Below are 24,199 nucleotides of genomic sequence, written 5' to 3'. Positions count from 1 at the left end.
ACGCTCAGTATGCGAACTCTCAGTATGCGAACTCGGGGTGCACCTCGGCGACGCCCGCCAGCTCGTCTCGGACGCGCGCCCAGAGTTCCCAGCCGCGCGCCAGCCATGCGGCCTCGTTCGGAAGCGCTTCATCGACGTCACGCCGGCCCCACTGCTCGTTCCATTCAGCCACGTCTGCGCTGAGGGCGGGGGACAGCCCCAAGAGAAGCGAGTCGGCCGGGTAGTTGTCGGTGGAGCTCTCCCACAGCGGGCCGCCCACCCATTCCGGGAACATCCTGACCACCCGCAGCCCGTTCGGGAGCACGATCGGGTCCCCGCGGATCGCGCGGCGCGAGAGGTAGCGATTCTGCATCTCCGCCCGCGCTCGCCACTGCGTCGGCGTGGTGGGCGCATCGTTGTAGTCGTAGCCCGACAGCCACGTGAGGCCGCGCACCCCGTCGCGTTCACCGACGAGCGCGAGCGACCACAGCCCCTCGTCGTCCGACTCGCTCGCGGCAACCAGCGCCTGAGTCACCGTGCAGTCCCAGAGGTCCATCGTTCGAACCGCGCTTCCCGCCCCCGTGAAGAGGGAGAAGCGAAACCGAGGCTGGTCGTCCTCCCACGCCGAGTCGCGCTCATCGACCTGCTCGCTCTTCATGCCGCGAGCCTACTCAGCCCCCCGGAACCCTCAGCCCCGAGCAGCCACAGCCCCCCGGAACCCTCAGTGGCCGGAGAGCCAGACCGTCGTCTCGCCCGGCACCGCACCCGCCGACCCCGAGCGGCCACTCGACACCAGCACCTCTCCGGCATCCAGCGCGAACGGCTCCGTACCGAAGTTCGTGACGACCTCCCACCCGTTCGGGCGGCGGAAGTGCAGCACGTCGGCACGACCGGTCTCGATCCACTCGAGGTCCTCCGCGGTCTGCAGCTCATGCCGCAGCGCGAGCGCGCGCCGATAGAGCGACAGCGTCGAGTCGGGATCGCCGTCCTCCACCGACACCGCGTACTCCGCGAACCACGCCGGCTGCGGCAGGTGCGCGCCGTCGTCGCCGAATCCGAACGAGGGACCGGACGCCGTCCAGGGCAGCGGCACGCGTGCGCCGTCGCGACCGAACTGCTCCTGATGCGTGCGGAAGAAAGTCGGATCCTGACGCTGGTCGGCGGGGATCTCCGCGACCTCGTGCAGCCCCAGTTCCTCTCCCTGATACAGGTACGCCGACCCCGGAAGCCCCAGCACGAACAATGTCGCCGCGCGGGCGCGGCGCTCGCCCGCCGCACGGTCGAGCACGCCCTGGTCGGCGCCGGCCTCGAGCCATCCGCCGCCGTGGCGCTTGGGCACGGCGCTGTCTTCGGGTGGAACCGGCAGCCCGTATCGCGTCGCATGCCGGAACACGTCGTGGTTCGACAGCACCCAGGTGCTCGACGAGCCCGATCGGGCGGCGAGGGCGATGTTGCGGGTGACGATGTCGCGGAATTGCGCGGCGTCGAAGTCGGCCACGAGCAGATCGAAGTTGAACGACTGGCCGAGACTCGTCGGGCTCGCATACAGCGGCACCCGATCGGAGGCGACCCACGCCTCGGCGACGGCGGTGCGCGGCGGGTCGTACGAGTCGAAGACCTCGCGCCACTCGGCGTACACCCCGTGTACGTCGTCGCGATCGAGCAGCGGGTGCGACCCGTCGACCGGCATGTCGGCGAGCTCGGCGGCCGAGGGCAGCGGCTCGGTCAGGTCCTTCGTGAGCATGTGGGCGACGTCGATGCGGAACCCGTCGACGCCGCGATCCGACCAGAAGCGCAGCGTCTTCACGAAGTCGGCCCGCACCTCCGGGTTCGCCCAGTTCAGGTCGGGCTGTTCGATCGCGAAACTGTGCAGGTACCATTGCCCGTCTTCGACCCGCTCCCACGCGCTGCCCCCGAATGCGGCGGTCCAGTCGGTCGGCGGCTCTGCTCCATCGGGGCCCGACCCCTCGCGGAAGATGTACCGGTCGCGGGCCGCCGACCCGCGGCCTGCCGCGAGCGCCTCCTGGAACCAGGCGTGCAGATTCGAGGTGTGGTTCGGCACGATGTCAACGACGACCTTCAGCCCCCGTTCATGGAGCGCCGTGACCATCGCATCGAAGTCGTCGAGCGTCCCGAGGCGCGGGTCGACGTCGCGGTAATCGGCGACGTCGTATCCGCCGTCCGCGAGCGCCGACGGGTAGAACGGGCTCAGCCAGACCGCGTCGATCCCGAGCGATCCGAGATAGTCCGCACGCGAGAGGATGCCGGGGATGTCGCCGATCCCGTCGCCCGAGGCATCCGCGAAGCTGCGCGGATAGATCTGGTAGACGACCGCCTGGCGCCACCACGGTGCGGTGTCGGCGGTGCTGTCGTCGCGGATGAGCTCATCGGGGAGAGTCACGGAGAGGAGTCCTTTCGGGTCGGGGTGGATCGGTGGAATCGGTGGATCGGTTGGATCGGTGGAATCGGCAGATCGGCGAGACGGATCCGCGACCGGGCGTCAGCCCTTGACGGCGCCCTGCGTGACGCCCTCCATCACCCAGCGCTGCGTGAACAGGTAGGCGATGATGGCGGGCGCCATCGCCATGAGGTACGACGCGAAGGCGACGTTGTAGTTGTTGCTGAACTGCGTCTGGAAGAGGTTCTGCCGCACCGGAAGCGTCTGCAGCGCCGGATCGGCGATGATGAGCGAGGGCATCATGAAGTCGTTCCAGGCGTACAGGAAGGCGAAGATCCCGACCGTCGCGCTCATGGGTGCCAGAAGCGGGAAGATCAGCCGCCAGAACGTCTGCCACGTGCTCGCCCCGTCGACGCGGGCGCTCTCCTCGAGCTCGATCGGGATCGAGCGGAGGAACGCGGTGAACAGCAGCACGCTGAAGCTCAGCTGGAACATCGTCGCCAGCAGGATCACGCCGAACGGGTTGTCGAGCCCGACCCGACCGGTCAGCTGGATCTGCGGCAGTGCGACGACGGGGAACGGGATGAACATCGCCGCGAGCAGGTAGAAGAACGAGTAGCGGAACAGTCGCCGGTCCCAGTTGCGCACGATCGCGTACGACGCGAACGCGGCGAGGAGGATCGTCGCGACGACGGTGCCGGCGGTCACGAGCAGCGAGATCGCGGCGCCCACGGGGAACTTCGTCAGGTTCCACGCCTGCACGAAGCCCTCGATCGAGAGAGGCATCGGCAGCGAGAACGCGTTGCCGTCGACGGCCTGACCGGTCGTCTTGAACGCCATCGAGATCGTCACGTACAGCGGCAGCAGCACGGTCACCGAGCAGAGGATCAGGATGATCGTCGTCGACCAGTTGACCCGCTCGGGGCGGCCGGATGCCGTGTCGCGCCGCTTCTTGCCGCCCTGGGTCGCGACGCCGCCGGTGGTCAGTTCCGTGTCGGCCTGCTCGAAGGCGAGGGCCGGTTGCGAAGTGGTCATCAGACCTGGTTCCTTCCGCGCGTGAGCGAGAGTTGGAGGATCGAGATGAGCACGGCGACGATGAAGAAGATCGTCGCATTGGCCATCTGGTAGGCGTAGTCGCCGCCGTTGAACCCGGCGATGATCGTCATCGCGATGCTCCGGGTCGCCGTGCCCGGGCCGCCGTTCGTGAGGCCGACGATGATGTCGTAGGCGTTCAGGAAGCCCTTGAAGCCGAGGATCATGTTGATCACGACGTATCCCGCGACCAGCGGCAGCGTGATGCGGAAGAGCTGCTGGCGCTTGCTCGCCCCGTCGAGATCGGCCGCCTCGTAAACATCCGCCGGCACCGACAGGAGCCCCGCGATGTAGATGAGGAGAGCCCCCGGGATCGCCTGCCACGCGGTCACGATCACGATCGCGACCCACGCGAGGTCAGGGTTCGCGAGGATGCTCGATTCGAGCCACGGGATGCCGAGGGCGGAGCCGGCGGCGGGGAGCGAGTTCGAGAACAGGAAGTTGAAGACGTAGGCGATGATGATGCCCGAGATCACCATCGGGATGACGAACACCGTCCGCAGGCCCGTCTTGAAGCGGATCTTCGACGTGAGTCCGACGGCGAGGAGGAACGCCGTCACGTTCACGACGATCACGGTCGCGATCGCGAAGCCGAATGTGAACAGATAGCTCTGCAGGATCGCCGGGTCGTTGAAGAGGGCGATGTAGTTCGTCAGGCCGATGAAGTTCCAGTCGCCGATGCCGATCGAGTCGGTGAAGCTGAAGAAGATCCCGATGACGCCCGGCACGGTGATCGCGAGGGTGAACAGGATGAGCGTCGGGAACAGGAAGAAGTAGTAGATCGGCTCGACGCGTCGCCGCTTGTGGCGGATCGGGGCCTGGGACCCCGTCGTGACGGTGCTGGTCGCGGTCATTGCGACGACTCCTTCGGCTGAGAGGTCGGCTGCGAGCTGGCCTGAGGGTTCGGTTGGCGGAACGCGAGGCGCGCCCAGTCCTGGTCCATCGTCCGCAGGGTGGATGCCGGGTTCGCCCCGAACACCATCGCCTGCGCGTAGTTCGAGACGGGGATCGTCTTGGGGACGAGCACCGAGGGACCCTGGTAGACCTTTCCGGCGTCGTAGTAGGGGATCATCCCGGCCACGCGGGGGTCGGTCGGCGGCTCGGCATCCTTCAGCGGTGAGAAGCCGAGCTGCGACTCGTTGTACGCCTGGATGCGGTCGGGCTCGTAGAGGTACTCGAGGAAGTCGCGCGCCGCCTCTTTGTGGTGCGAGCCCTCCGGGATCATCGCGGCGAGGTCCATGTTGACGCGCACCGCGTTGTCGTCGGGGTCGTCGGTCATCGGCAGCGGGAAGGTGCCGAGCTCGAGGTCGGGCGCGGTCTTCGCGATCTCGCTGAATGCCCAGGGTCCCTGAAGGTACATCGCGGCCTCACCCCGCCCGAAGGCGAGGTTGCCGTCGCCGTAGCCGCGGCTCTCGGCGTCGCTGTTCACGTAGGTCGACGTGAGCTGCAGCATCTTGTCCATCGGTGCGGCGAAGTCCTTCTGGAACGACACCTCCGAGTCGGGACCGACGTCGGCCCCCTCGGCGTTCAGGCGGGTGAAGAAGTCGAGCACGTCGATCGAACCGCCGATCGAGTAGTCGTACCAGCCCTGCGCGATCGTCCAGTCATCCTTGAACGTCGCGTAGAACGGCGTGATCCCGGCGGCCTGGAGCGCATCGCAGACCGCGATCAGCTCGTCCCACGTGGTGGGCACCTCGAGGCCGTTGTCGGCGAAGATCTGCGGGTTGTAAATGACCGAGGCGGCCATGACGGAGTACGGCAGCGCGCTCGTGCGTCCTTCGCACGTGCCGTACTGGGCGAGGAGCGGCTCGAGGTCGTCGCGGATCGTGCCGGCGGCGTCCGTTCCGGAGAGGTCGGAGAGCGCGCACCGCTGCACGAAACGGGCTACTTCGAAGTTGTAGTTGGCCAGCATGATGTCGGGCGGGTTGCCGCGCACGAAGCTCGCCGAGACGACGTCGACGCCGGAGGTGTCCATGACGACGGTCACCTTGTCCTGCGAGGCGTTGTAGTCGGCAACGGTCTTGTTCATGAAGTCGAGCGCCTCGCGCTTGCTGAACGTGAAGCGGATCGTCTCACGGCCGTCCGACGAACACCCGGCGAGGAACGTCCCCGCGAGCGCCACCGATGCGGCCGCGGCGACGATCCGCCAGACCCGCCGAGATCTTCCAGACACCATCGTCCTCCGTCGCATCCTCGAGAGAATGATCATCCGGCGAATAGATTTAGTCGCCAAATCAACTTGCTACGGGCAATATTGCTGTGTCTCCGAGGAAAGGTCAACCCCTTGTCGTCCGCCGCTCCCGCGTCCGCCCCGCTCCCGACCAGCGCCGAGGCGATGTGGCGGTACGCCTGGACGGTGCGCGAGTTCACCGCGAGCGACGCGATCGCCGCAACCGGTCTCACGCGCTCGACCGTCATCGAGGCCCTCGACGGGCTCGTCGCCCGGGGTCTGCTGCGCGAGCTTCCCAATGCCCGGAACGCGGGGGAGTATCGCAAGGGCCGCCCCGCCCGGCGATTCGAGCTGCGCGACGATGTCGGCGTCCTCATCGGCGTCGACGCCGGACGCGCGCACGTCACGGTCGTCATGACGGACCTCCGCTCGCGGGAGATCGTCGCGCGCCGCGTCGACGCGGACGCCCTCAGCGAAGACGTCGACGTGCGCCGCCGGCTCCTCACCGACGCCGTCGACGACACGCTCGCCGCCGCCGACCGCGGGCGCGCCGACGTGCTCGCGATCGCGGTCGGCGTGCCGGCGCCGGTCGATGCCCGGGGCGCGTCGCCGCGGCATCCCGACGGCTTCTGGGACCTCATGAACCCCGGCCTCGTCGACCTCTTCGGGTGGGCGCCGCTCGTCCGCATCGACAACGACGCGTCCCTCGCGGCCGAGGCCGAGGGTGCGGTGGGCGCGGCGATCGGATGCCGGGACTACGTCACCCTGCTCGCCGGCGAGCGCCTGGGCGCGGGGGTCGTCGTCGATGCGCGCATCCTCCGCGGAGCGCACGGCGGCGTCGGGGAGATGATCGCCCTCGACCACGTCGAAGGGGTCGGGAGCGCGTACGGCCTGGGTCATGTCGCGGCCCAGTGGGCGCGCGACGAGATCGCCGGCGGCACGATCGCACACGACTCGTCGATCGGTCGGCTGGGTGACGACCTCGACGGCAAGCACGTCCTCGCGCTCGCCGAGGCGGGCGATGCGGATGCCGCACGCATCGTCGACCGGCTCGGGGCGCGACTCGCGCGTATCGTCGTCGTGCTGGGGAGCGTCTTCGACCCGAGCCGCATCGTGATCTCCGGTGCCGTCGCGGAGGGGGCGGGACTCGTCGTGACCGCGGCGCGCGCGCACCTCCCGACCGATCTGCACATGCCGGCGCCCGAGATCGTGGCGTCGACGCTCGGCGCGGGCGTCGTGGTCATCGGCGCGGTCGCGGCCGCCGCCTCGCTGACCCGTGAGCGGCTGCTCGGCGTCTACTGGGGGTCTACTCCGCGAGCGCCGGGTCTGAGGTGACGGCGACGTAGGCCCAGACATCGAGCTCGGTGGGCGCGAGGGAGGCGATGATGGCGCGGCGCACGTCGTCCTCCTGCGCGATGCTCCACGAGCCCGGAGGCACGACGAAGTCGACCTCGACGTACACCTTGTGGCCGACCTTGCCGGCCCGCAGGACGGGTTCGGGCAGAGCGAACCGCGCGCGCACCTCGTCGACCGCCGCCGCGATCCGCCTCGCGAGCTCGGGCGAGGGCGCGCCCTCGAGGAGTTCGTTTACCCCCGTGCGGACGAGGCGAATCGGGATGACGGCGAGCACGAGGCACGCGATGATCACGAGGGCCGGGTCGGCGTATCTTGCGAGGTCGCGCGCGGAAGTGCGCTCGAGCACCAGCACGACCAGCGCCCCGACGAACATGATGACGCTGAGCACCGTGCCCGCGCGCCACTGGGCGGCTTCGGCGACGACGAGGTCGGAGCCGCGTGCCGCGCGCTGCAGCCACCACGCCACGCCGAAACCGATGAGGGCCGTGGCGAGACCGTAGATCGAGATGACGACGACGTTCACCTCGCTGCCGCCGTCGCGGATGACGACGAGCGCATCGCCGAAGGCGAGGATGAGTGTTCCGGCGAGCGCCAGCCCCTAGATCACGACGACGAGGGGGGCGAGCGCATCCCGCCCGCACGGATAGCGTCGGGTCGGACCGGATGCCGCGGCGCGCGCCGCCTGCAGCGACGCCCACGAGAGGATCAGGCCGATGGCCATGTAGGTTCCGTCGAACAGGATGATGCGGATGCCGCTGACGACGCCGAGCACGAGCGCACCGGCGGCCATGACCATCGACGCGATGAGTGAGACGAGCAGCGCGCGCCGTTCGCGGTGTCGCCGCTCGGCCAGCGCGGCAGGGGCGGGCGGCATGTCGGTCACGGCGTCTCGCCTCCGCTCGCGGACCCGAAGGCCCGGTCCCAGTCCTGCAGCTCCTTGCGACGCCCGATCAGCCCGTCGAGCGACACCTGGAAGTGCAGCCCGCGGCTCGCGTTGACCTGGCGGATGTTCTCCAGCAGCTCGGTCGAGACCGCCTCGACGGCGCCCTGCACCTCGCGGGTGCGCTCGCCCGGATCGTCCCAGAGGTCGGGGTGGGCGAGGATGTCGAGCAGATAGTCGCGGCTCACGGCTGCCGAGAGCTTGCCGAGCTTCGCCGCGTATTCGACTTCGGCCAGGGAGCGGTCGCCGCCCCCGTCTGGTGACCTGCCCCGCGAGCCACCCCGCGACCCGCTCCGCCGATCGATGCGGGCGAAGAGCTCCTCGGTGTTCGTCGCGATCGCCGTGAGCTGCTGCGCGGTCTCCGTCGCGACGGGGTTTCCCTGGGCTCCGACCGTCGCGTACTCGCGTGAGAGTTCGCGCAGCGTCGCGACGTGCGGGCGCACCTCGGCCGGAAGGGCACCGGATGCCGGACGGCCGCGCCGCTGTGACCGAGAGCGCCGCCGCAGCGCGACGATCCCCCCGCCCACGGCGAGCAGCGCGGCGACGGCGAGCGCGATCCCGACGACCAGGCCCCCGTCGACCCCACCGGTCGCCGGGGAGGTGCGTGAGGCATCCTCGACCTGCTGCACCGTCTCGACGAGCGCCTGCTGCGTCGATCCGGCCTGGGCCTCGGCCTCGTTCGCGATCCGCATCGCCTCGCCGCTCGGAAGGGCGCGCGACCCGGCCGAGAGGTCGTCGCCGACCGCGACGATGATCGTGTCGTAGTCGGTCTGCGCCGCCAGCTGCGAGACGATCTCGCGGCCCGACGCTTCGAGTGCGGCGTTGTCGGAGAAGACGGCGACGCCCACCGAGGCATCCCCGATCTGATCCTGCACCGCCTGCGCGATCGCACCCGCGTCGGCCACCTCGGACGACACCCAGACGTGCGAGGTCTTCAGGCCGGCGACGGCGTCGTCGATGTACCCGCCGGAGTCGACGTTCGCGTGGATCTCAGAGGACATCGCGCCGAACCCGTCAGAAGTTGTTGATCACCGAGGCGAACACGAGGTCGATCTTCTCGGGGTCGGAGGCGTCGAACCACTGCCCGCCGGTCGCGTCGGCGATGCGGGCGAGCACGCTCGTGTCGGCCCCCTCGCCGTAGGCGATCGGGAAGATGCGGACGGGAGCGTCGTCGCCGCCTTCACGGGAGCTCTTGCCGATCTTGGCGAGCAGCGAGTCGAGCGAGATCGCCGAATCGGTGTCCTGCCCGTCGGAGAGGACGACGATCGCGTTGATCCTGCCCGGCTGGGCGCGCGCGGACATCTCGTCGTACGCCGCCGCGATCGCGTCGTAGAGCGGCGTCCCCTCGCGGTCGGCGTAGCGGAGGTCGTTGAGCGAGTCGCCGAGCAGCTCGCGGTCGGAGCCGAGCGCCGTGACGTCTCGGAGTTCGACGATGCCGTTCGCCGGCCCCGTCGTGAACGCCCAGACCCCCACCTCGTCGCTCGAACGGAAGTGGTCGAGCGTCGACTGCGCACCCTCGATCGCTCCGTCGAGCTTCGAGCGGCCGTCGCCGATCGGATCGTCCATCGACCCGGAGATGTCGATGAGTTCGAGCACCGACGAGGGCTTGCGGATCTGCGCCCACTGGTCGATCGCGGCCGACACCACATCGACGCCCGGGCGCGGGAGCGTGACGGCGGGCTTGTCGGCATCCACCCCGTACTCCGCCGTGAACAGCTTTCCGAGCGGCACGCTCTCGTCCAGCGGACGGAAGCCGTACTCCGGCAGGATCTCCTGCGCCGGCTTCGTCTGCAGGAACGCCGCGAACGCCTCGCCGGCCGTGCGCTGCTCGTCGGTCACCCACGAGGCGCCGAGCACCGTCACTGGGTTATCGGACCACATCGACCCACCCGACGGGTACACCGCGACGAGCTTCTCCTTCGGGGGAACGAGCTTCTCGCCCGGCTCGACGGTGTGCGAATCGGCGTTGCCCTGGTTGTAGTTGAGGAGAGAGGTCTCTTCGAGCGCGATCGCCGAGACGTAGCCCGACCCGCCCGACCCGTTCTGCGTGTCGTCGTAGAGGGTCGTCAGGACCTTGCCGGTCGTGTCGCCGTAGTGGATCACGCACTCCTCGAACGCGCGCGAGAAGTCGGCCGAGGCGGCGACGTCGTCGGCGGTGAGGTCGCTCGTCTTGCCCGAGGCGGCGTACGACTGCATGAGGATCGCCGACAGTCCCGTCGTCGACGTGTTCGGGTTCGTCTTCGAGATCTTGAACGACCCCCACACCGACTTCCCGACGCTCCCCCAGCCGTCGGGATCGGTGCAGAGCTTCTCGAGGTCGGGGATGCCGATCTCGGCATCCGGCCAGCCGAGCGCCCGCGCCATCGTCTCGGGCATGCCGAACACGACCGGCGTGTGCGTGAACGACGCCGGCTCGCCCCGGAGTGAGGGGGATGCCGCGGCGGCGACGCGCTCGGTCCACACGGTGGATGCCGGCGACCACATCGTCGGCCAGCGGCGTTCGTCGGCCGCGGGCCAGTCGCCGCCCGCGGACAGGATGCGCGCGGCCTCGCCGCTCGACACGTTGATCGGGCGGACGGTGGCGCACTCGTCGAGCGCCTCGTGCTCGGGGGAGTCCTTGAACGCGTCGGCGAGCGCGTCGAGCATGTTGACCTTCTCGGACGAGGTCGCGATGACCACGCTCGTGCACCCGTCGTCGGCGAAGTCACCGTCGTCACCGCCGCCATCGTCGGCCCGCGGGGAGCACGCGGCGAGCGTCACGAGCGATCCGGCCACGAGCAGGGCGAGACCCGCTCGCCAGCCGCGGCGCGCTCCGGCTCGCACGTCCGCTTCTGCGAGGTGTGGCGTCGCTTTCATGCAGTCAGCTTAGGGGTCGGGCCGTGGCGGGCGTCGGTGGCAGAAGGTAGCGTCGGCGGCAGTCGACGGAACGCACCCGATCGACCCGATCCACGCGGGAGGCTCACGGTGAGGCCGCTTCGATACTCGATCAACATCACGCTCGACGGATGCGTCCACCATGAAGCCGGCGTCGCCCCCGATGCGGAGTCGATGGCCTACTGGACGCGGGAGATGGAGCGCGCGGACGCGCAGATCTTCGGCCGAGTGACGTACGAGATGATGCAGGATGCCTGGCGACGGCCGCCGTCCGGCGTGTGGCCGGACTGGATGGAGGAGTGGGAGCACCCCTTCGCCGACGCGCTCGACCGCGCGAAGAAGTACGTCGCGTCGAACACGCTCGCCTCCGTCGACTGGAACGCCCAGCTCCTCTCCGGCGACACGGGCGCCGTCGTCGAGCAGATCCGCCGTCTCAGAGCCGAGCCGGGCGAAGGTCTTTCGGTCGGGGGTGTGACGCTGCCGCTCGCGCTCGCCGACGCGGGCCTCATCGACGAGTACGCCTTCATGGTGAACCCCGTGATCGCCGGCCACGGGCCCACTCTCCTCGCGGGGCTGCGCGACCGCGTCGACCTCGAACTGGTCGATCGCCAGGACTTCGCGTCGGGGGCGTTCCTCGTGCGCTACCGGCCGGTGAAGGGGAAGGCGGGGCTCGCGTGAAGCTTCTCCTGACCTCGGGCGGCGTCACCAACGACAGCATCCGCGCCGCGCTCGAGGGTCTGCTCGGAAAGCCGATCGACGAGGCCGACGCGCTGTTCATCCCGACCGCCCAGTGGGGGCATCCGATGTGCTCTCCGGCTTCCGTGTACCGATCGATCGTGGGGCGGGGCGAGGACTGGCTGACGAATCTCGGCTGGCGCTCGCTCGGGGTGCTGGAGCTGACGGCGCTGCCGTCGATCGGCCGCGAGCGGTGGGAGCCGTGGGTGCGGGATGCCGACGTCCTCTTCGTCGACGGAGGCGAGGCCGTCTACCTCGCGGACTGGATGCGGGAATCGGGGCTCGCCGACCTGCTGCCCGAGCTCGACAGCGTCTGGGTGGGGGTGAGCGCCGGGAGCATGGCGCTCACACCGCGGATCGGCGAACACTTCGTCGAACGCAGGCCCGGAGAGGGTGACGCGACCCTCGGCGTCGTTGACTTCTCGATCTTCCCGCACCTCGAGTACCCCGGCTGGAGCGAGAACACCCGCGACGTCGCGGCGCAGTGGGCGCACGATCTGCTGTCCGAACCCGGCATGCCGTCCACGGCATACGCGCTCGACGACGCGTCGGCGATCGTCGTCGACGGTGACCGTGTCGAGGTCGTGTCGGAGGGCGAGTGGGCGGTGTTCGGGCCGGGGGTCTAAGCGCCGGCGGGGCGCCGTGCGCGCCGCGACACGAGCAGGCACAGCGCTCCCGCGGCGGCGATCGCCACGACCGCGAGCACGGTCACGGCACTCCAGCCGCCGCTCTCCCACAGGTGCGTCGACGCCGTGCCCGACAGGGTGCTGCCGAGGTAGTAGACGAGGAGGTACGCGCTCGAGGCGCGAGCCGTGGAACGCCCGACCGCGTGCGCGCGACCCACGACCCAGCCCGTCAGGATCGAGTGCGTGCCGAGGAACGCGAAGGTGAGGATGCCGAGGCCCGCGAAGACGGTGATCGCACTCGGCACGAGGAGCACGCCGATCGCGACGAGCATCGCCCCGACACCGACGAGGGTGGCCGTGGCGCGTCCGCGGCGCGCGGCCACGCGGCGGAACAACGTCGGCGCGGCGATACCGAGCGGATACGCGAGGTACACGAGAGCCTCCGCGGCGCCGAGGGAGAACGGCGGCGCGTCGAGACGGAACGAGACGGCGTTGTACAGGCCGACGAACACCGCCATGTTGAGCGCGCCGATGAGGCACAGCACGAGGATCACGGGGTCGCGCAGCGACGAGAGCGCGCCGCCGAGCAGGTCGCGCACCGTCAGCGACTGCGCCGGCGCGCGGTCGCCCGGCAGCAGCGCCCACACCACGACGCCGATCGCGACGCTCAGCGCGCCCAGCACGATCGTGACGAGCTGCCACCCACCGAGTGCGGCGAGCGGCAGGGGCGCGAGCCGCCCGAGCGCGCCGCCGATCGCGGTGCCGGTGATGTAGGTGGCGTTGGCCTCGAGCTGCGCGTCGTCGTGGACGACATCGCGGAGGTAGGCGATCGCGACGGCGGGTAGGGCCGCGAGCGCGACGCCCGCCCCGGCGCGGAGGAGGAGGAACACCTCCCAGGTCGGCGACAGAGCGCTTGCCGCGGTGAGGATGCCGGCGATGACGAGCGACCCGCCCATCGTCGGCACGCGGCCGAGCCGATCCGAGACGGGCGCCGCGATGAGGAGCCCCAGCATCATGGCGGCGGTCGCGACCGAGAGCGCGAGTCCCGTCGACCCCACCGAGACGCCGAACGACTCCGCGAGCTGCGGCAGGAGCGGCTGCGGGAAGTACACGGCCGCGAAGTTCGCCAGCCCGCCCGCCGCGAGGAGCAGCAGGATCCTCCGGTACTGCGGCGTGCGGCGCGAGACGCGCGCGATCGACCCGGTGCGGGTGAAATCGAGTGCGGCGGCCACGGCATCCACGATCCTCCTCCCCGCGTGATGAGCGAAATGACGCAGGATGCCGTTTCAATGCGTTCCGTACATCAGCGTCGTACGATCGCTCCATGGACGAGCAGGCGCTGCGGATCTTCCTCTCCCTGACCGAGACGGAGAACACCCGCAGCACGGCGGCCGAACTGCGCGTCGACCAGTCGACGGTGTCGCGGGCGCTGGCGCGGCTGGAGGCATCCGTCGGCACGCGCCTGTTCGCCCGCATCGGCAAACGGCTCGAGGTGAACGCGCGCGGCGTCGCGTTCCGGGCCGACGCGGCGGCGGTGCTGGATGCCTTCGACGCCGCGCGCCGCCACGCCGACACGATCGCCGAAGACGGGCGACTCCTGCGGGTCGGCTTCCTCCACTCCGTGGCGCGGTGGATGGTGCCCGCGTACGTCCAGGAGTTCCGGCGCCTGCGGCCCGACGTCCGCGTGACGCTGCGACAGGGTTTCGCGCGCGACCTCTACGGCTGGCTCGAGGTCGACGCGATCGATGTGGCGCTGTGCACGGGCCCGCTCCCCGCGGCCGAACCTCGTCTCACCGCGGCGGGCGTGCACTGGGAGCCGCGGGTGGAGGAGCCGCTGTGCATCGCCGTTCCGACCGGCCATCCGCTCGCCGCGTCCCGCCGCGCCGGGCCCGCGGCGCTCGCCGCCCTCGAGGGCAGGACTTCATCGGATTCTCGCGCATCGCGGAGCTGCGGACGGTGGTCGCCGACGTCCTCGCGGATGCCGGGGTGCGCGTGACGACGACCTTCGAGTCCAGCGAGATCGACACGATGCGCAGCCTCGTCGCCGGAGGGCTCGGGGTGTCGATCCTGCCGCGGACACCCGGCCGTGCCGACCCCGGTGTGGTCTACCTGCCGCTCGACCCGGCTCGGGCGCGCGTGCTCGGCATCGCGTGGAGCGACTCGTCTCAGGGCGTCGACGACGCCCGTGCGCTCGTGTCGGCGACGTCACCGCCGTGAGTACCGCCGCCGTGACCTCCGCGTGAGACCGGGGTGCGCCAAACGAGCACGACCACGATCCCGACGAGGATGACGGCGGTCAGCGCGATCGGCACGGGGATGATCGGGTCGATCAGCACGAGCACGGCGCCTGCCGGCACGACCGTGTTGACGATGCGGTCGCCGTGCGGGCGGATCGCGAGGATCCAGACGCCCAGGATGAAGATCGCGATCGGAATCGTGTAGGCGAACGACGCCCACGGCATGGTGAGGTGGCTCTCGCCGGTGATGACGTCGATCTCCACCTCGATGCCCGCCGACAGCGCCGCCGCCGCCGCGAGGATGAAGTAGTGCCCGTACCCGTAGCGGATCGATTGGCGGAGTGTGCCGATCGCCTCGTGGTGCGGCGGCCAGAAGTAGATCCACCACAGCGCCGCCGTCACGACGAGGGTCAGCACCGAGATCTCGACGAGCGGCAGGATGTCGTCGGTCTCATCGAGCGCCTCGATGATCGCGTTCGCCGAGGCGAGGAGGCTCTCACCCAGGACGATGAGGGTGAACAGTCCGTAACGCTCGGTGATGTGGTGCGGATGCCAGGGCGTCGTTCCCCGGCGCTCGGCGACCACCGGCACGGCGAGCTCGGCGGCGATGAGGAACACGAGGGCGAACGGGAACACCTCGTGCGGCAGGAGGAGCGACAGCAGCCACAGCGCCTGCACCACGGTGATGCCGATCGCGTACGTGAGCGCCGTCTTCCGGAGCCTCTTCGATCCGTGGGCGGCGCGCAGCCACTGGGCGACGAGGGCGAGGCGCATGACGACGTACGAGAAGATCAGCACCCGGAAGTCCTGGTGCTCGAAGGCCGGTTTGATACCGGCGGCGAGCACCAGCACCCCGCCCATCTGCACGATCGTGCACACCCGGTAGAGCCAGTCGTCGGTGTCGAACGACGTGGCGAACCAGGTGAAGTTCATCCACGCCCACCAGATGCCGAAGAAGACGATGAGGTAGTTCGCGATGCCGTCGGCGATGTGCCCGGCGGTCAGCGCATGGTGCAGTTCGTACGACGCGATGCTCACCGCGACGACGAACACGAGGTCGAAGAACAGCTCGAGCGACGATGCCGCCCGGTGCGACTCTCGCGCGTCGCGCGGGCGCATCGGCACGAGCCGGAAGCGCGTGAGGTCCCGTGTCATGGTGTCAGCATCACCTTCAGCGCCTCTCGCGCGTCCATCGCGACGTAGCCCTCCGGAGCGTCGGCGAGGGGAAGCGTGCGGTCGAAGACGCGCCCCGGATCGATCGCCCCGTCGAGCACCCGCGGGAGTGCGGCGTCGATGTAGGCGCGGACGGGCGCCGGTCCGCCGGCGATCCGGACGTTCTTGTAGAAGAGCTCGCGCACGAGAGGCATCTGCGAGAACTGCGGCAGTCCGACGCGCGAGATGACACCGCCCGCCCGGACGATCCCGGCCGCCTGTTCGAACGCGGGGAGGAGTCCCACCGCCTCGATCACGACGTGCGCTCCCTCGCCGCCGGTGAGGTCACGCACCTCGGCGACGCCCTCGTCGCCGCGCGCCGCGACCACCTCCGTCGCCCCGAAGTGCACGCCGAGCGCGGTCCGGTCGGGGTGCCGCCCCATGAGGATCACCCGCTCCGCGCCGAGCTCGCGCGCCGCGAGCACCCCCGACAGTCCGACCGCGCCGTCGCCGATCACCGCGACGGTCCGCCCCGGGCCCACGTCGCCGACGTGCGCGGCGTGGTACCCGGTGAGGTACACGTCCGAGAGGGTCAGAAGCGACGCGAGAAGCCCGGGATCCGCGGCATCCGGATCGACGTCCGGCACTTTCACGAGCGAGCCGTCGGCCCACGGGATGCGGGCGAGGGATGCCTGGAGCCCGCCCGTGTCGGGGCGCCCGTAGTAGCCGCCGTGGACGCAGGAGGTCTGCAGGCCCTCGCGGCAGTACACGCACGTGTTGTCCTGGAAGGCGAAGGTCGCGATGACGAAGTCGCCCGGGCGGAGCGTCCGCACGTCGGCGCCGACCTCCTCGACGACCGCGATCAGCTCGTGCCCGACCGGGCGTCCCCGAGTCCCCTCCTTCTGCGAGTGGTAGGGGTGCAGGTCGGATCCGCAGATGCAGGAGCGGACGGTCCGCACGATCGCGTCGGTCGGGTGCTGGATGACGGGGTCGGGTGCAGTCTCGACGCGGACGTCGCCGGCACCATACATGAAGGCTGCGAGCATGCGCTCAGTCAACCGCGTGCGCGGCGTTCAGTCGAGAACGAGTCGCACGTCGGGGTGGCCGGCGAACACGTCGAGCACGAGGTCGAAGTAGGTCTGGCCGTTCCCGGCATCCAGCTCGGCGAGGGCGGTGGTGAAGCGTTCCACGTGGAACGTCTCCGGGTGGGCGAGCTTTTCCGCGTAGTACTCCCGCGTCGCGGTCGCGCCCAGCGCCGCACGGACCCGCGCGGACTCGCGCACGACGATGACGGGGTGCTCGACGTCCGCGAGAGCGCCGAATCCGCCGTAGAGGAGGTCGTCGAGGGCGTCGAGGCTCGGGCCGAGCGTCCAGTCCTCCCCCGACATCAGTACGCGGTTCACCTCATCGTAGAAGGTCGCGATGCTCTGGATGCGGGTGCCATCGAGCACGAACGTCGTGGGATCGCTCACGCGGCGAGGCTACCGTTCAGGTGGCCTCGATACACTCTCCTGTGCCCGAAAACCCGTCCGCGCCCGCGCCCGAGGCGCCTTCCGAGGCCTCCGCCGCGGCTCCCGGATCCGTCGACCCCGCTGAGCTCGAGATCGCCCTGCGCGTCATCGCCGCCGCCGCCGACCTCGACCCGGAAGACCCCGACTACATCGCCCTCCGGCGCGCGACCGGCAAGCTCTACAAAGACGTCAAGCGCCAGGCCCGCAAGGACAAGCGCCAGCGCATCGCCGACGCCGACCGCGCCGTCGTCGCCGCGACCGCGACCGGGGCGCCCGACCGGATCGACGACGAGACCCGCGGCATCCCGCTCGCCGCCCGCACGGCCGCTCCGACGGCGGGCGAGCTCATCAAGCCGCGCGCGTGCTACATCTGCAAAGAGCTGTACACGACGGTGGATGCCTTCTACCACCAGCTCTGCCCCGACTGCGCGGCGATGAGCCACCAGAAGCGCGACGCGCGCACCGACCTCACCGGGCGCCGGGCGCTGCTGACCGGCGGCCGCGCGAAGATCGGCATGTACATCGCGCTGCGGCTCCTGCGCGACGGAGCGCACACGACGATCACGACCCGCTTCCCCCGCGACGCCGTACGGCGCTTCTCGGCACTGCCCGACTCGGGCGACTGGATCCACCGGCTGAAGGTCGTCGGCATCGACCTGCGCGACCCCGCGCAGGTCATCGGCCTCGCCGACGCGGTCGCCGCCGCCGGGCCTCTCGACATCCTCATCAACAACGCCGCCCAGACCGTCCGCCGCTCCGCCGGCGCGTACAAGCCGCTCGTGGATGCCGAGCTGGCGCCGCTGCCGACCGGGCCGCTTCCCGAGCTCCTCACCTTCGGGCACACCAACGACGCGCATCCCCTCGCGCTCGCCCAGTCGGTGTCTTCGCACCCGATCCTCGCGGCGGCGGCGCGCGACGCGGATCAGCTCACCGCCGAGGCCCTGACCTCGGAGGCACTGGCCGCCGGATCGTCGTCCCTCGAGCGGCTCGCGGCCGGCACCGCGATCGACGCGGGCGGGCTCGTTCCCGACGAGCACCACGTCAACAGCTGGACTCAGTCGGTCGATCAGGTCGAACCGCTCGAGATGCTCGAGGTGCAGCTCGCGAACATGACGGCGCCGTTCCTGCTCGTCTCGCGCCTGCGCCCCGCGATGGCCGCCTCGACGGCCCGGCGGACCTACGTCGTGAACGTCTCGGCGATGGAGGGCGTCTTCGGCCGCGGCTACAAGGGTCCCGGCCACCCGCACACGAACATGGCGAAGGCGGCGCTCAACATGCTGACCCGCACGAGCGCGCGCGAGATGTTCGAGACCGACGGCATCCTGATGACGGCCGTCGACACGGGCTGGATCACCGACGAGCGCCCGCACTTCACGAAGGTGCGCCTCGCGGAGGAGGGCTTCCACGCGCCGCTCGACCTGGTGGACGGCGCGGCGCGCGTCTACGACCCGATCGTCCGCGGCGAGGCAGGCGAGGACCTGTTCGGCGTCTTCTTGAAGGATTACCGCAAGAGCTCGTGGTGACCGGCGACCGTCGGGGTCAGGCTTCCGGCAGGAAGTAGGTGCGCGCGAGCGGCGCGACCTCGAGCTCGGATGCCTCGGCGCGCGTGATCCAGCGGAGCTCGGCGATCTCGGCATCCGGCACGGGCGTCTGCGCGCCGATGTCGACGCGGAAGACGTCCGCGACCACCAGGAACCCGGGCTCGTTCGCCGCCGACGCGGTGAACTCGCCGAGCGGCTCGAGGTCGTTCTCGTCGAGGCGCAGACCGAGCTCTTCGCCCAGTTCGCGCACCAGGGTCTGCGCCGCCGTCTCGCCCGGCTCGGGCTTACCGCCCGGCTGCATGAACGCGGTCGTCCCGCGCTTGCGCACGAGCAGACGCCGTCCGTCCGCATCGGTGATCACCGCCGCCGAGACGCGGATCTCGCGGGCCGGCGGCGACGGTCGGTTAGTGGATGGAGGCATCGGCCGCTCCCGTCCGCCACGCGTGGAAGCGCACGGTGAGGCCCCCGCGCGTCGGTGCGGCGACGAACGGTCCCGCCGCCGCGGTGAGGGATGCCGGGAACGGTGCGACCCGGAGGAGTCGAAGCGGCTCGCCGACGACCGCTGCCCGGACGATGAGGGCGTCTCCCGTCCGGCTCACGCGGACGCGCACACGCTCCCCGAGCCACTCGGGCACCGCCCCCACCGACCAGTCGGAGAACCCGTCGGTGACGACCGCTCCCGCCCCCAGCACGCCGTCCGCATACTCGAGTCCCGCCTTCACCCAGCGCTGCGCGTCGACGCGTACGAACACGCCCGCCTGGTCGAACTGGGCGGAGAAGTCGGCGGTGAACTCCACCTCCGCCGCTGTTCCCGCAGCCAACGGTGCGACGAGTGCGTGCTCGCTGTCGTGGACGAAGCCGTACGCGGTGTGACGCCAGGCGTCGCTCGACGCGGCCGCCGCGACGACGAGGTCGTCGCCGTCCTCCCGGGCCGAGACGGGCGGGTGCGTCCAGGTTCCGTCCGCCCAGGCCCGCCGGGTCGATGCGTCTGCCATCGTCCCATCGTGGCACGGGTCGGGGGCGACGCGAGCGCCGTCCCCGACCCCTCGCCGTAGGGTGGATCCATGCCTCGCCTCGCCTCGCGTCCGCTCGTCCGCCGCGATCCGGAAGACCTCGGCATCCCGGCCCCGGCCTTCCTCGCCCTTGCCGACCGCCTCGAGGAGGAGGGGCTCGACCCCCACGCCCTGCTCGTCGCCCGACACGGCGAGGTCGCGTTCGAGACGGCGTGGGCGCCGTACCGGCTCGACCGGCCCGCGCTCGTGTACTCGGCATCCAAGACCTTCACCTCGCTCGCGATCGGCTTCCTCGCCGACGAGGGGCGGCTCTCGCTCGACGGCGATGCGGGTGCGATTCTCGGGGTCGAGGACCCGGCCGGCATCACGGTGCGGCACCTCCTCACGATGAATACGGGGCACAGCGGCCCCCAGATCGACGCGATCGGCGACGACCCGCGGCGTCTCTTCTCGGTCGCACCCGAGCACGCGCCGGGGACGCACTTCGCGTACAACTCCCCGGCGACGCACGCCCTCTCGGCGATCGTGACCGCCCTCACCGGCGACCCGCTGACGGTGTATCTCCGCCCGCGCCTGCTCGACCCGCTCGGGATCGGCGACCGGTGGATGCGTCCCTTCGGCGGCATCGAGCACGGCGCCTCGGGGTTCCACCTCACGGTCGAGGACCTCGCGCGCACCGCGATCATGCTCGGCGACGGCGGTGTCGTCGACGGCGCAGGGGTCGTGCCCGCGTGGTACGTCGAGGAGCTCAGCCGCCCCTGGTCAGACACCGCGGTGTTCGACGGCCCGGCCGCGGCCGAGGGCGAGGTGGGCGACTGGTCGCTCGGCTACGGCTACCAGGTGTGGCGCGGCCGGCACGGCTTCCGCCTCGACGGCGCGGCGGGGCAGTTCGGCCTCGTACTTCCCGAGCAGGGCCTCGTCATCGCCTACCAGGGCGCGACCTTCGACACGCAGGCGACGCTCCGCGCGTTCTGGGCGTTCGTCGAGGCGGTCGAGATCGCCGATGCCGCCGGCGGCGCCGGCCCGGAGAGCCCCGCGTCGCTGGGGGAACCGCGCGACACGTGGGACGCCCGCGAGACGCTCGTGATCTACGACGGCGTCCCGCTCGACACGGAGGGTCTCGTCCTGGTCGACGACAGCGACGGGTGGGTGCTGACCCTTCCCGGCGTCGGGGAGTTCGCCGTCGGCAGCGAGTGGCGCGAGACGGTGTTCGGCTCGCAGGAGAATCGGGCTCCGGAGGCCTCAGACGGCCATGGCGGCCGCCCCGCGAGCGAAAACTCCTGCGACACGAACGCCGCGACCCACCTGACCCTCGCGACGCGCGGCGAGGAACGCTCCGACGGGTCGGTGCTCGTCCACGTCGTCGACACGACGTCACCGCACCGTGTCATCGTCGTCCGCGAGCCGGACGGCGGCGAGCCGGACGGCGCGCTCCGCGCCGGCTGGCACGTGCCGCCGCTCGGCGGCGGGTGGGCGGCGCTGCGCGTACCGGCATCCGTCACCGGCACCGCCGTTCCGACGACGGCCGCCGCGGAAGGCGTCACGACGCACGCCGCCGCTCTCCTCCTCGACATGGACGGCACCCTCGTCGACTCGCACGCCGTCGTCGAGCGCCTCTGGACCGAGTGGTCGCTCGCGCACGACGTCGACCCGGAGCGCACGCTCGCGATCATTCACGGGCGGCAGGGTCAGGACTCGATGGCGATGCTGCTCCCCGACCGCCCGCACGAGGTGAACGTCGCCGAGAACCGCGAGCTCCTCGCCGCCGAGACCGCCCAGACCGAGGGCGTCGTCGCGATCGACGGCGCGTCCGCCCTGCTCGAGGACCTCGAGCATCTCCCACATGCGCTCGTCACCTCCGCGACGCGCGAGCTGGCGGCCGCACGCATGGGCGCGGCGGGGCTGCGGATGCCTCAGACCACCGTCACCGCCGAGGACGTCGCCCGCTCCAAGCCCGACCCGGAGGGCTTCGTCGCCGCGGCGGGCCTGCTCGGCGTCGATCCGGCGGACTGCATCGTCGTCGAGGACTCGCCGAACGGCATCGCGGCGGGGCTTGCGGCGGGCATGCGCGTGATCGGCGTCGGTGCTGCGGCGGAGGCCGCGGCGGATGCCCCCGACGGAGCGACCTGGGTCGTGCCGGATGCCTCCGGCATCCGCGTCTCGCCTGCCGCCGACGGCGGCCTCGAGGTCACGATCGCGCCCTGAGGCGCGCCGTCAACGCTCGCTCGTGGCCGCGGCATCCACCGCGGCGTGGCCCTCGCTGAAGCTCAGGTTCTTGCCGAAGGCCTTGCCGATGACGAGCACGATCCCGACGATCACGAGGCCGATGGCCAGGCCCGCGATCGCGGAGAGGAGCGTGTCACCCAGCCAGACGACGACGGGGCCGGCGGGCTCGAGGACGTGCTCCACGGCGTGCAGCACATCGAGGGGCGCGTGCCAGCCGACCTCGGCGAGGTTGGCGATGACGAGATGGCCTCCGACCCAGAGCATCGCGATGGTTCCGATGATCGAGATGGTGCGGAAGACCGCGGGCATCGACCGGACGATGCGGGTGCCCGTGTGCCGGACGCGCTCCGACGAGCTCTTCGCCATCTTCAGCCCGATGTCGTCGAGCTTGACGAGCAGCGCCACGGCGCCGTACACGAGCGCGGTCATCGCGAGGGCGATGAGGGCGAGGACGGCCAGGCGCGTCCAGAAGTTGAGATCGGCGTCGATGTTCGACAGACCGATCAGCATGATCTCGGTCGAGAGGATGAGGTCGGTGCGGACGGCTCCCGCGACGAGGCGCTTCTCGTCGCGCGCCCCCTCGTCGTGGCCGCCGTGGTGGAAGCCGAACCACTCGAGCACCTTCTCGGCGCCCTCGAAGCACAGGTACGAGCCGCCGACGATCAGGAGCCACGGCAGCACCCACGGGGCGAAGGCGGTCAGCAGCATCGCGATCGGGATGATGACGAGGAACTTGTTCGCGAGCGACCCGAGCGCGATGCGCCCGACCACCGGCAGCTCCCGCGCCGGGCTGAGGCCCTGCACGTACTGCGGCGTGACGGCGGCGTCGTCGATGACGACACCGGCCGACTTGGCCGAGGCCTTGAGAGCGGCGCTGAGGATGTCGTCGACGACGGCGAGAAGACCCACGGACATGCGTCCAACAGTACCGCCCGTCCACCCGCGCACCGGGCGCGGTCGCTGGCGTCACAGGTGCACCGCCTAACGTGGAGCACTCGCCCCACCCACCCCCACCGCCCGAGGAGGAACATGCAGGACACCTGGATCCGCTTCGCCATCGCCTTCGCTGTCGCGGTCGTCGCCGCGGTCGCACTCACCGCGCTCGTCGCCCTGGCCGTGCGCCTCCTGGCGCGTCGGCAGGCCTGGCCGCAGTCGCTCGTACGGAACGTGCGACGACCGTTCCGTGTCGTCGTGCTCGTGATCGCCCTGTGGATGTCGTTCGCGATCGCCTTCCCGTTCGCCGGGGAGGGCGACCGGGATGTCCTCGACCATGTCTTCACGATCCTGCTGATCCTCGGATCGGCGTGGCTGCTGAGCGGCCTCGTGGCCTTCGCGACCGATCTCACCCTCGGGCGCTACCGCATCGACGTCCCCGACAATCGGGTGGCGCGGAAGGTGCGCACGCAGACCCTCATCGTCCGCCGCCTCGCGATCGCCGTGATCGTGGTCATCGCGATCGGCGCGATCCTACTGACCTTCCCCGCGGTGCGGACGTTCGGGGCGAGCCTGCTCGCCTCGGCGGGCATCGCCTCGATCGTGGCGGGCCTCGCGGCGCAGTCGGTGCTCGCGAACGTGTTCGCGGGCGTGCAGATCGCCTTCAGCGATGCGCTGCGCGTCGACGATGTCGTGGTCGTCGAAGGCGAGTGGGGCCGGATCGGCGAGATCACCCTCAGCTATGTCGTCGTCGATCTGTGGGACGACCGCCGCCTCGTGCTGCCGTGCACGTACTTCACGACGCAGCCCTTCCAGAACTGGACCCGGCGGGGCAGCGAACTGCTCGGATCGGTCGAACTCGACGTCGACTGGCGGGTGTCGCCGGCGCGGATGCGCGCACACCTCGAAGAGGTGCTCGCATCGACCGACCTCTACGACGGCCGCGCGAACGTGCTGCAGGTGACCGACGCGGTGGGTGGGTACGTCCGCATCCGCATCCTCGTGACGGCGAAGGACGCGCCGACCCTCTTCGACCTGCGGTGCGTGGTGCGCGAGGCGATGGTCGCGTGGGTGCAGCGGGTGGCGCCGGACGCGATCCCGACGCAGCGCGTGATGATGACGGAGTCGGCGGATGCCGCGGTCGACGACATCCTTCCGGACGAGCCCATCACCGAGCCGGTGGGTCTGTTCACCGGCAGCGCCGAAGCGGAGGAGCGCGCCGCCGCCTTCACGCAGTCCATCCCCATCGTCGACACGGACACGCATGCCGACGCGGATGCCGACGCCGCCCGACCCGCCGCCGGGAGTCGCTGACCCGTCGCGCGGGCGACCCCCTGCGCAATCGGGGCCGGTATTCGGGCTGATTCGGACTTGCCGTCCTCGAATCGATTCGATAATCTAGGAGTCCGGGCGCCT

24 protein-coding genes are annotated in these 24,199 nt (G+C 70.6%); 8 read left to right on the top strand and 16 right to left on the bottom strand.

What is annotated here, in order from left to right:
- Positions 1-19 precede the first annotated feature (19 nt).
- The 5 genes from ACRVYW_RS12065 to ACRVYW_RS12045 form a co-directional block, all read right to left on the bottom strand.
- On the bottom strand, positions 20-637 hold the full coding sequence (locus ACRVYW_RS12065) for a hypothetical protein (protein WP_431804915.1): 618 nt from the start codon (positions 635-637) through the stop codon (positions 20-22).
- Between the two features lie 63 nt (positions 638-700).
- Entirely contained in the window at positions 701-2,380 is a 1,680-nt protein-coding gene (locus ACRVYW_RS12060; protein WP_431804913.1) for a glycoside hydrolase family 13 protein, read from the bottom strand.
- A gap of 99 nt (positions 2,381-2,479) precedes the next feature.
- On the bottom strand, positions 2,480-3,412 hold the full coding sequence (locus tag ACRVYW_RS12055) for a carbohydrate ABC transporter permease (RefSeq protein WP_431804911.1): 933 nt from the start codon (positions 3,410-3,412) through the stop codon (positions 2,480-2,482).
- Entirely contained in the window at positions 3,412-4,323 is a 912-nt protein-coding gene (locus ACRVYW_RS12050; RefSeq protein WP_431804909.1) for a carbohydrate ABC transporter permease, read from the bottom strand. Before ACRVYW_RS12050 ends, ACRVYW_RS12055 begins: the two co-directional genes overlap by 1 nt.
- Positions 4,320-5,645 (bottom strand): ABC transporter substrate-binding protein, encoded by a 1,326-nt coding sequence (locus tag ACRVYW_RS12045; protein WP_431804907.1) that lies wholly within the window; start codon positions 5,643-5,645, stop codon positions 4,320-4,322. The genes ACRVYW_RS12050 and ACRVYW_RS12045 overlap by 4 nt, the downstream gene beginning before the upstream one ends.
- Before the next feature lie 108 nt (positions 5,646-5,753).
- On the opposite strand from ACRVYW_RS12045, the gene ACRVYW_RS12040 reads away from it, so the two are divergent.
- Positions 5,754-6,974, top strand: coding sequence for an ROK family protein (locus ACRVYW_RS12040; RefSeq protein ID WP_431804905.1), 1,221 nt, complete (start codon positions 5,754-5,756; stop codon positions 6,972-6,974).
- Here the strand turns inward: ACRVYW_RS12040 and ACRVYW_RS12035 are convergent.
- The 4 genes from ACRVYW_RS12035 to ACRVYW_RS12020 are packed head-to-tail and all read right to left on the bottom strand — an operon-like array spanning position 6,946 to position 10,791.
- A complete protein-coding gene (locus tag ACRVYW_RS12035; protein ID WP_431804950.1) occupies positions 6,946-7,569 on the bottom strand; it encodes a cation transporter in 624 nt (207 codons plus the stop codon). The genes ACRVYW_RS12040 and ACRVYW_RS12035 overlap by 29 nt on opposite strands.
- Before the next feature lie 24 nt (positions 7,570-7,593).
- On the bottom strand, positions 7,594-7,878 hold the full coding sequence (locus ACRVYW_RS12030) for a cation transporter (protein ID WP_431804903.1): 285 nt from the start codon (positions 7,876-7,878) through the stop codon (positions 7,594-7,596).
- On the bottom strand, positions 7,875-8,936 hold the full coding sequence (locus ACRVYW_RS12025) for a hypothetical protein (RefSeq protein WP_431804901.1): 1,062 nt from the start codon (positions 8,934-8,936) through the stop codon (positions 7,875-7,877). Before ACRVYW_RS12025 ends, ACRVYW_RS12030 begins: the two co-directional genes overlap by 4 nt.
- Before the next feature lie 13 nt (positions 8,937-8,949).
- Complete coding sequence (locus ACRVYW_RS12020) at positions 8,950-10,791, bottom strand: substrate-binding domain-containing protein (protein WP_431804899.1); 1,842 nt, start codon at positions 10,789-10,791, stop codon at positions 8,950-8,952.
- Between the two features lie 108 nt (positions 10,792-10,899).
- On the opposite strand from ACRVYW_RS12020, the gene ACRVYW_RS12015 reads away from it, so the two are divergent.
- Entirely contained in the window at positions 10,900-11,487 is a 588-nt protein-coding gene (locus tag ACRVYW_RS12015) for a dihydrofolate reductase family protein (protein WP_431804898.1), read from the top strand.
- Positions 11,484-12,170, top strand: a complete 687-nt coding sequence (locus ACRVYW_RS12010; protein WP_431804896.1) for a Type 1 glutamine amidotransferase-like domain-containing protein — start codon at positions 11,484-11,486, stop codon at positions 12,168-12,170. The genes ACRVYW_RS12015 and ACRVYW_RS12010 overlap by 4 nt, the downstream gene beginning before the upstream one ends.
- Here the strand turns inward: ACRVYW_RS12010 and ACRVYW_RS12005 are convergent.
- Entirely contained in the window at positions 12,167-13,411 is a 1,245-nt protein-coding gene (locus tag ACRVYW_RS12005) for an MFS transporter (protein ID WP_431804895.1), read from the bottom strand. The two genes, ACRVYW_RS12010 and ACRVYW_RS12005, sit on opposite strands and share 4 nt — an antisense overlap.
- A gap of 83 nt (positions 13,412-13,494) precedes the next feature.
- Between ACRVYW_RS12005 and ACRVYW_RS12000 the strand changes: the two genes are divergently transcribed.
- Together ACRVYW_RS12000 and ACRVYW_RS11995 are read left to right on the top strand one after the other, a co-directional pair.
- Positions 13,495-14,166, top strand: a complete 672-nt coding sequence (locus tag ACRVYW_RS12000) for a LysR family transcriptional regulator (protein ID WP_431804893.1) — start codon at positions 13,495-13,497, stop codon at positions 14,164-14,166.
- Positions 14,127-14,387, top strand: coding sequence for a LysR substrate-binding domain-containing protein (locus tag ACRVYW_RS11995; protein WP_431804891.1), 261 nt, complete (start codon positions 14,127-14,129; stop codon positions 14,385-14,387). The genes ACRVYW_RS12000 and ACRVYW_RS11995 overlap by 40 nt, the downstream gene beginning before the upstream one ends.
- Here ACRVYW_RS11995 and ACRVYW_RS11990 read toward each other — a convergent pair.
- Genes ACRVYW_RS11990 through ACRVYW_RS11980 form a run of 3 tightly spaced genes read right to left on the bottom strand, consistent with a single transcriptional unit; the run spans position 14,336 to position 17,031 of the window.
- A complete protein-coding gene (locus ACRVYW_RS11990) occupies positions 14,336-15,562 on the bottom strand; it encodes a low temperature requirement protein A (RefSeq protein ID WP_431804889.1) in 1,227 nt (408 codons plus the stop codon). The two genes, ACRVYW_RS11995 and ACRVYW_RS11990, sit on opposite strands and share 52 nt — an antisense overlap.
- On the bottom strand, positions 15,559-16,605 hold the full coding sequence (locus tag ACRVYW_RS11985; RefSeq protein WP_431804887.1) for a zinc-binding dehydrogenase: 1,047 nt from the start codon (positions 16,603-16,605) through the stop codon (positions 15,559-15,561). Before ACRVYW_RS11985 ends, ACRVYW_RS11990 begins: the two co-directional genes overlap by 4 nt.
- Before the next feature lie 27 nt (positions 16,606-16,632).
- A complete protein-coding gene (locus ACRVYW_RS11980; RefSeq protein WP_431804885.1) occupies positions 16,633-17,031 on the bottom strand; it encodes a barstar family protein in 399 nt (132 codons plus the stop codon).
- Positions 17,032-17,072: 41 nt separating this feature from the next.
- Here ACRVYW_RS11980 and ACRVYW_RS11975 point away from each other — a divergent pair, with 41 nt between their 5' ends.
- Entirely contained in the window at positions 17,073-18,593 is a 1,521-nt protein-coding gene (locus ACRVYW_RS11975) for an SDR family NAD(P)-dependent oxidoreductase (protein WP_431804884.1), read from the top strand.
- 16 nt (positions 18,594-18,609) lie between these two features.
- On the opposite strand, the gene ACRVYW_RS11970 is transcribed toward ACRVYW_RS11975, so the two are convergent.
- Together ACRVYW_RS11970 and ACRVYW_RS11965 are read right to left on the bottom strand one after the other, a co-directional pair.
- On the bottom strand, positions 18,610-19,032 hold the full coding sequence (locus ACRVYW_RS11970) for an NUDIX hydrolase (protein ID WP_431804882.1): 423 nt from the start codon (positions 19,030-19,032) through the stop codon (positions 18,610-18,612).
- Positions 19,016-19,606, bottom strand: coding sequence for a DUF1349 domain-containing protein (locus tag ACRVYW_RS11965; RefSeq protein WP_431804880.1), 591 nt, complete (start codon positions 19,604-19,606; stop codon positions 19,016-19,018). Before ACRVYW_RS11965 ends, ACRVYW_RS11970 begins: the two co-directional genes overlap by 17 nt.
- A gap of 69 nt (positions 19,607-19,675) precedes the next feature.
- On the opposite strand from ACRVYW_RS11965, the gene ACRVYW_RS11960 reads away from it, so the two are divergent.
- Entirely contained in the window at positions 19,676-21,829 is a 2,154-nt protein-coding gene (locus tag ACRVYW_RS11960; protein ID WP_431804878.1) for an HAD-IA family hydrolase, read from the top strand.
- Between the two features lie 9 nt (positions 21,830-21,838).
- Here ACRVYW_RS11960 and ACRVYW_RS11955 read toward each other — a convergent pair whose 3' ends face one another.
- Positions 21,839-22,765 (bottom strand): DUF808 domain-containing protein, encoded by a 927-nt coding sequence (locus ACRVYW_RS11955; protein ID WP_431804876.1) that lies wholly within the window; start codon positions 22,763-22,765, stop codon positions 21,839-21,841.
- A gap of 114 nt (positions 22,766-22,879) precedes the next feature.
- Between ACRVYW_RS11955 and ACRVYW_RS11950 the strand changes: the two genes are divergently transcribed.
- The gene (locus tag ACRVYW_RS11950) at positions 22,880-24,097 is read left to right on the top strand and encodes a mechanosensitive ion channel family protein (RefSeq protein ID WP_431804874.1); all 1,218 of its coding nucleotides are present in this window, start codon (positions 22,880-22,882) and stop codon (positions 24,095-24,097) included.
- Positions 24,098-24,199: the final 102 nt, after the last annotated feature.

The sequence above is a fragment of the Microbacterium sp. bgisy203 genome, assembly GCF_965345155.1.
Taxonomy (GTDB): Bacteria; Actinomycetota; Actinomycetes; order Actinomycetales; family Microbacteriaceae; genus Microbacterium.
Note: the sequence above shows the minus strand (reverse complement) of the source record. Positions and strands in the feature narration are given on the sequence as shown.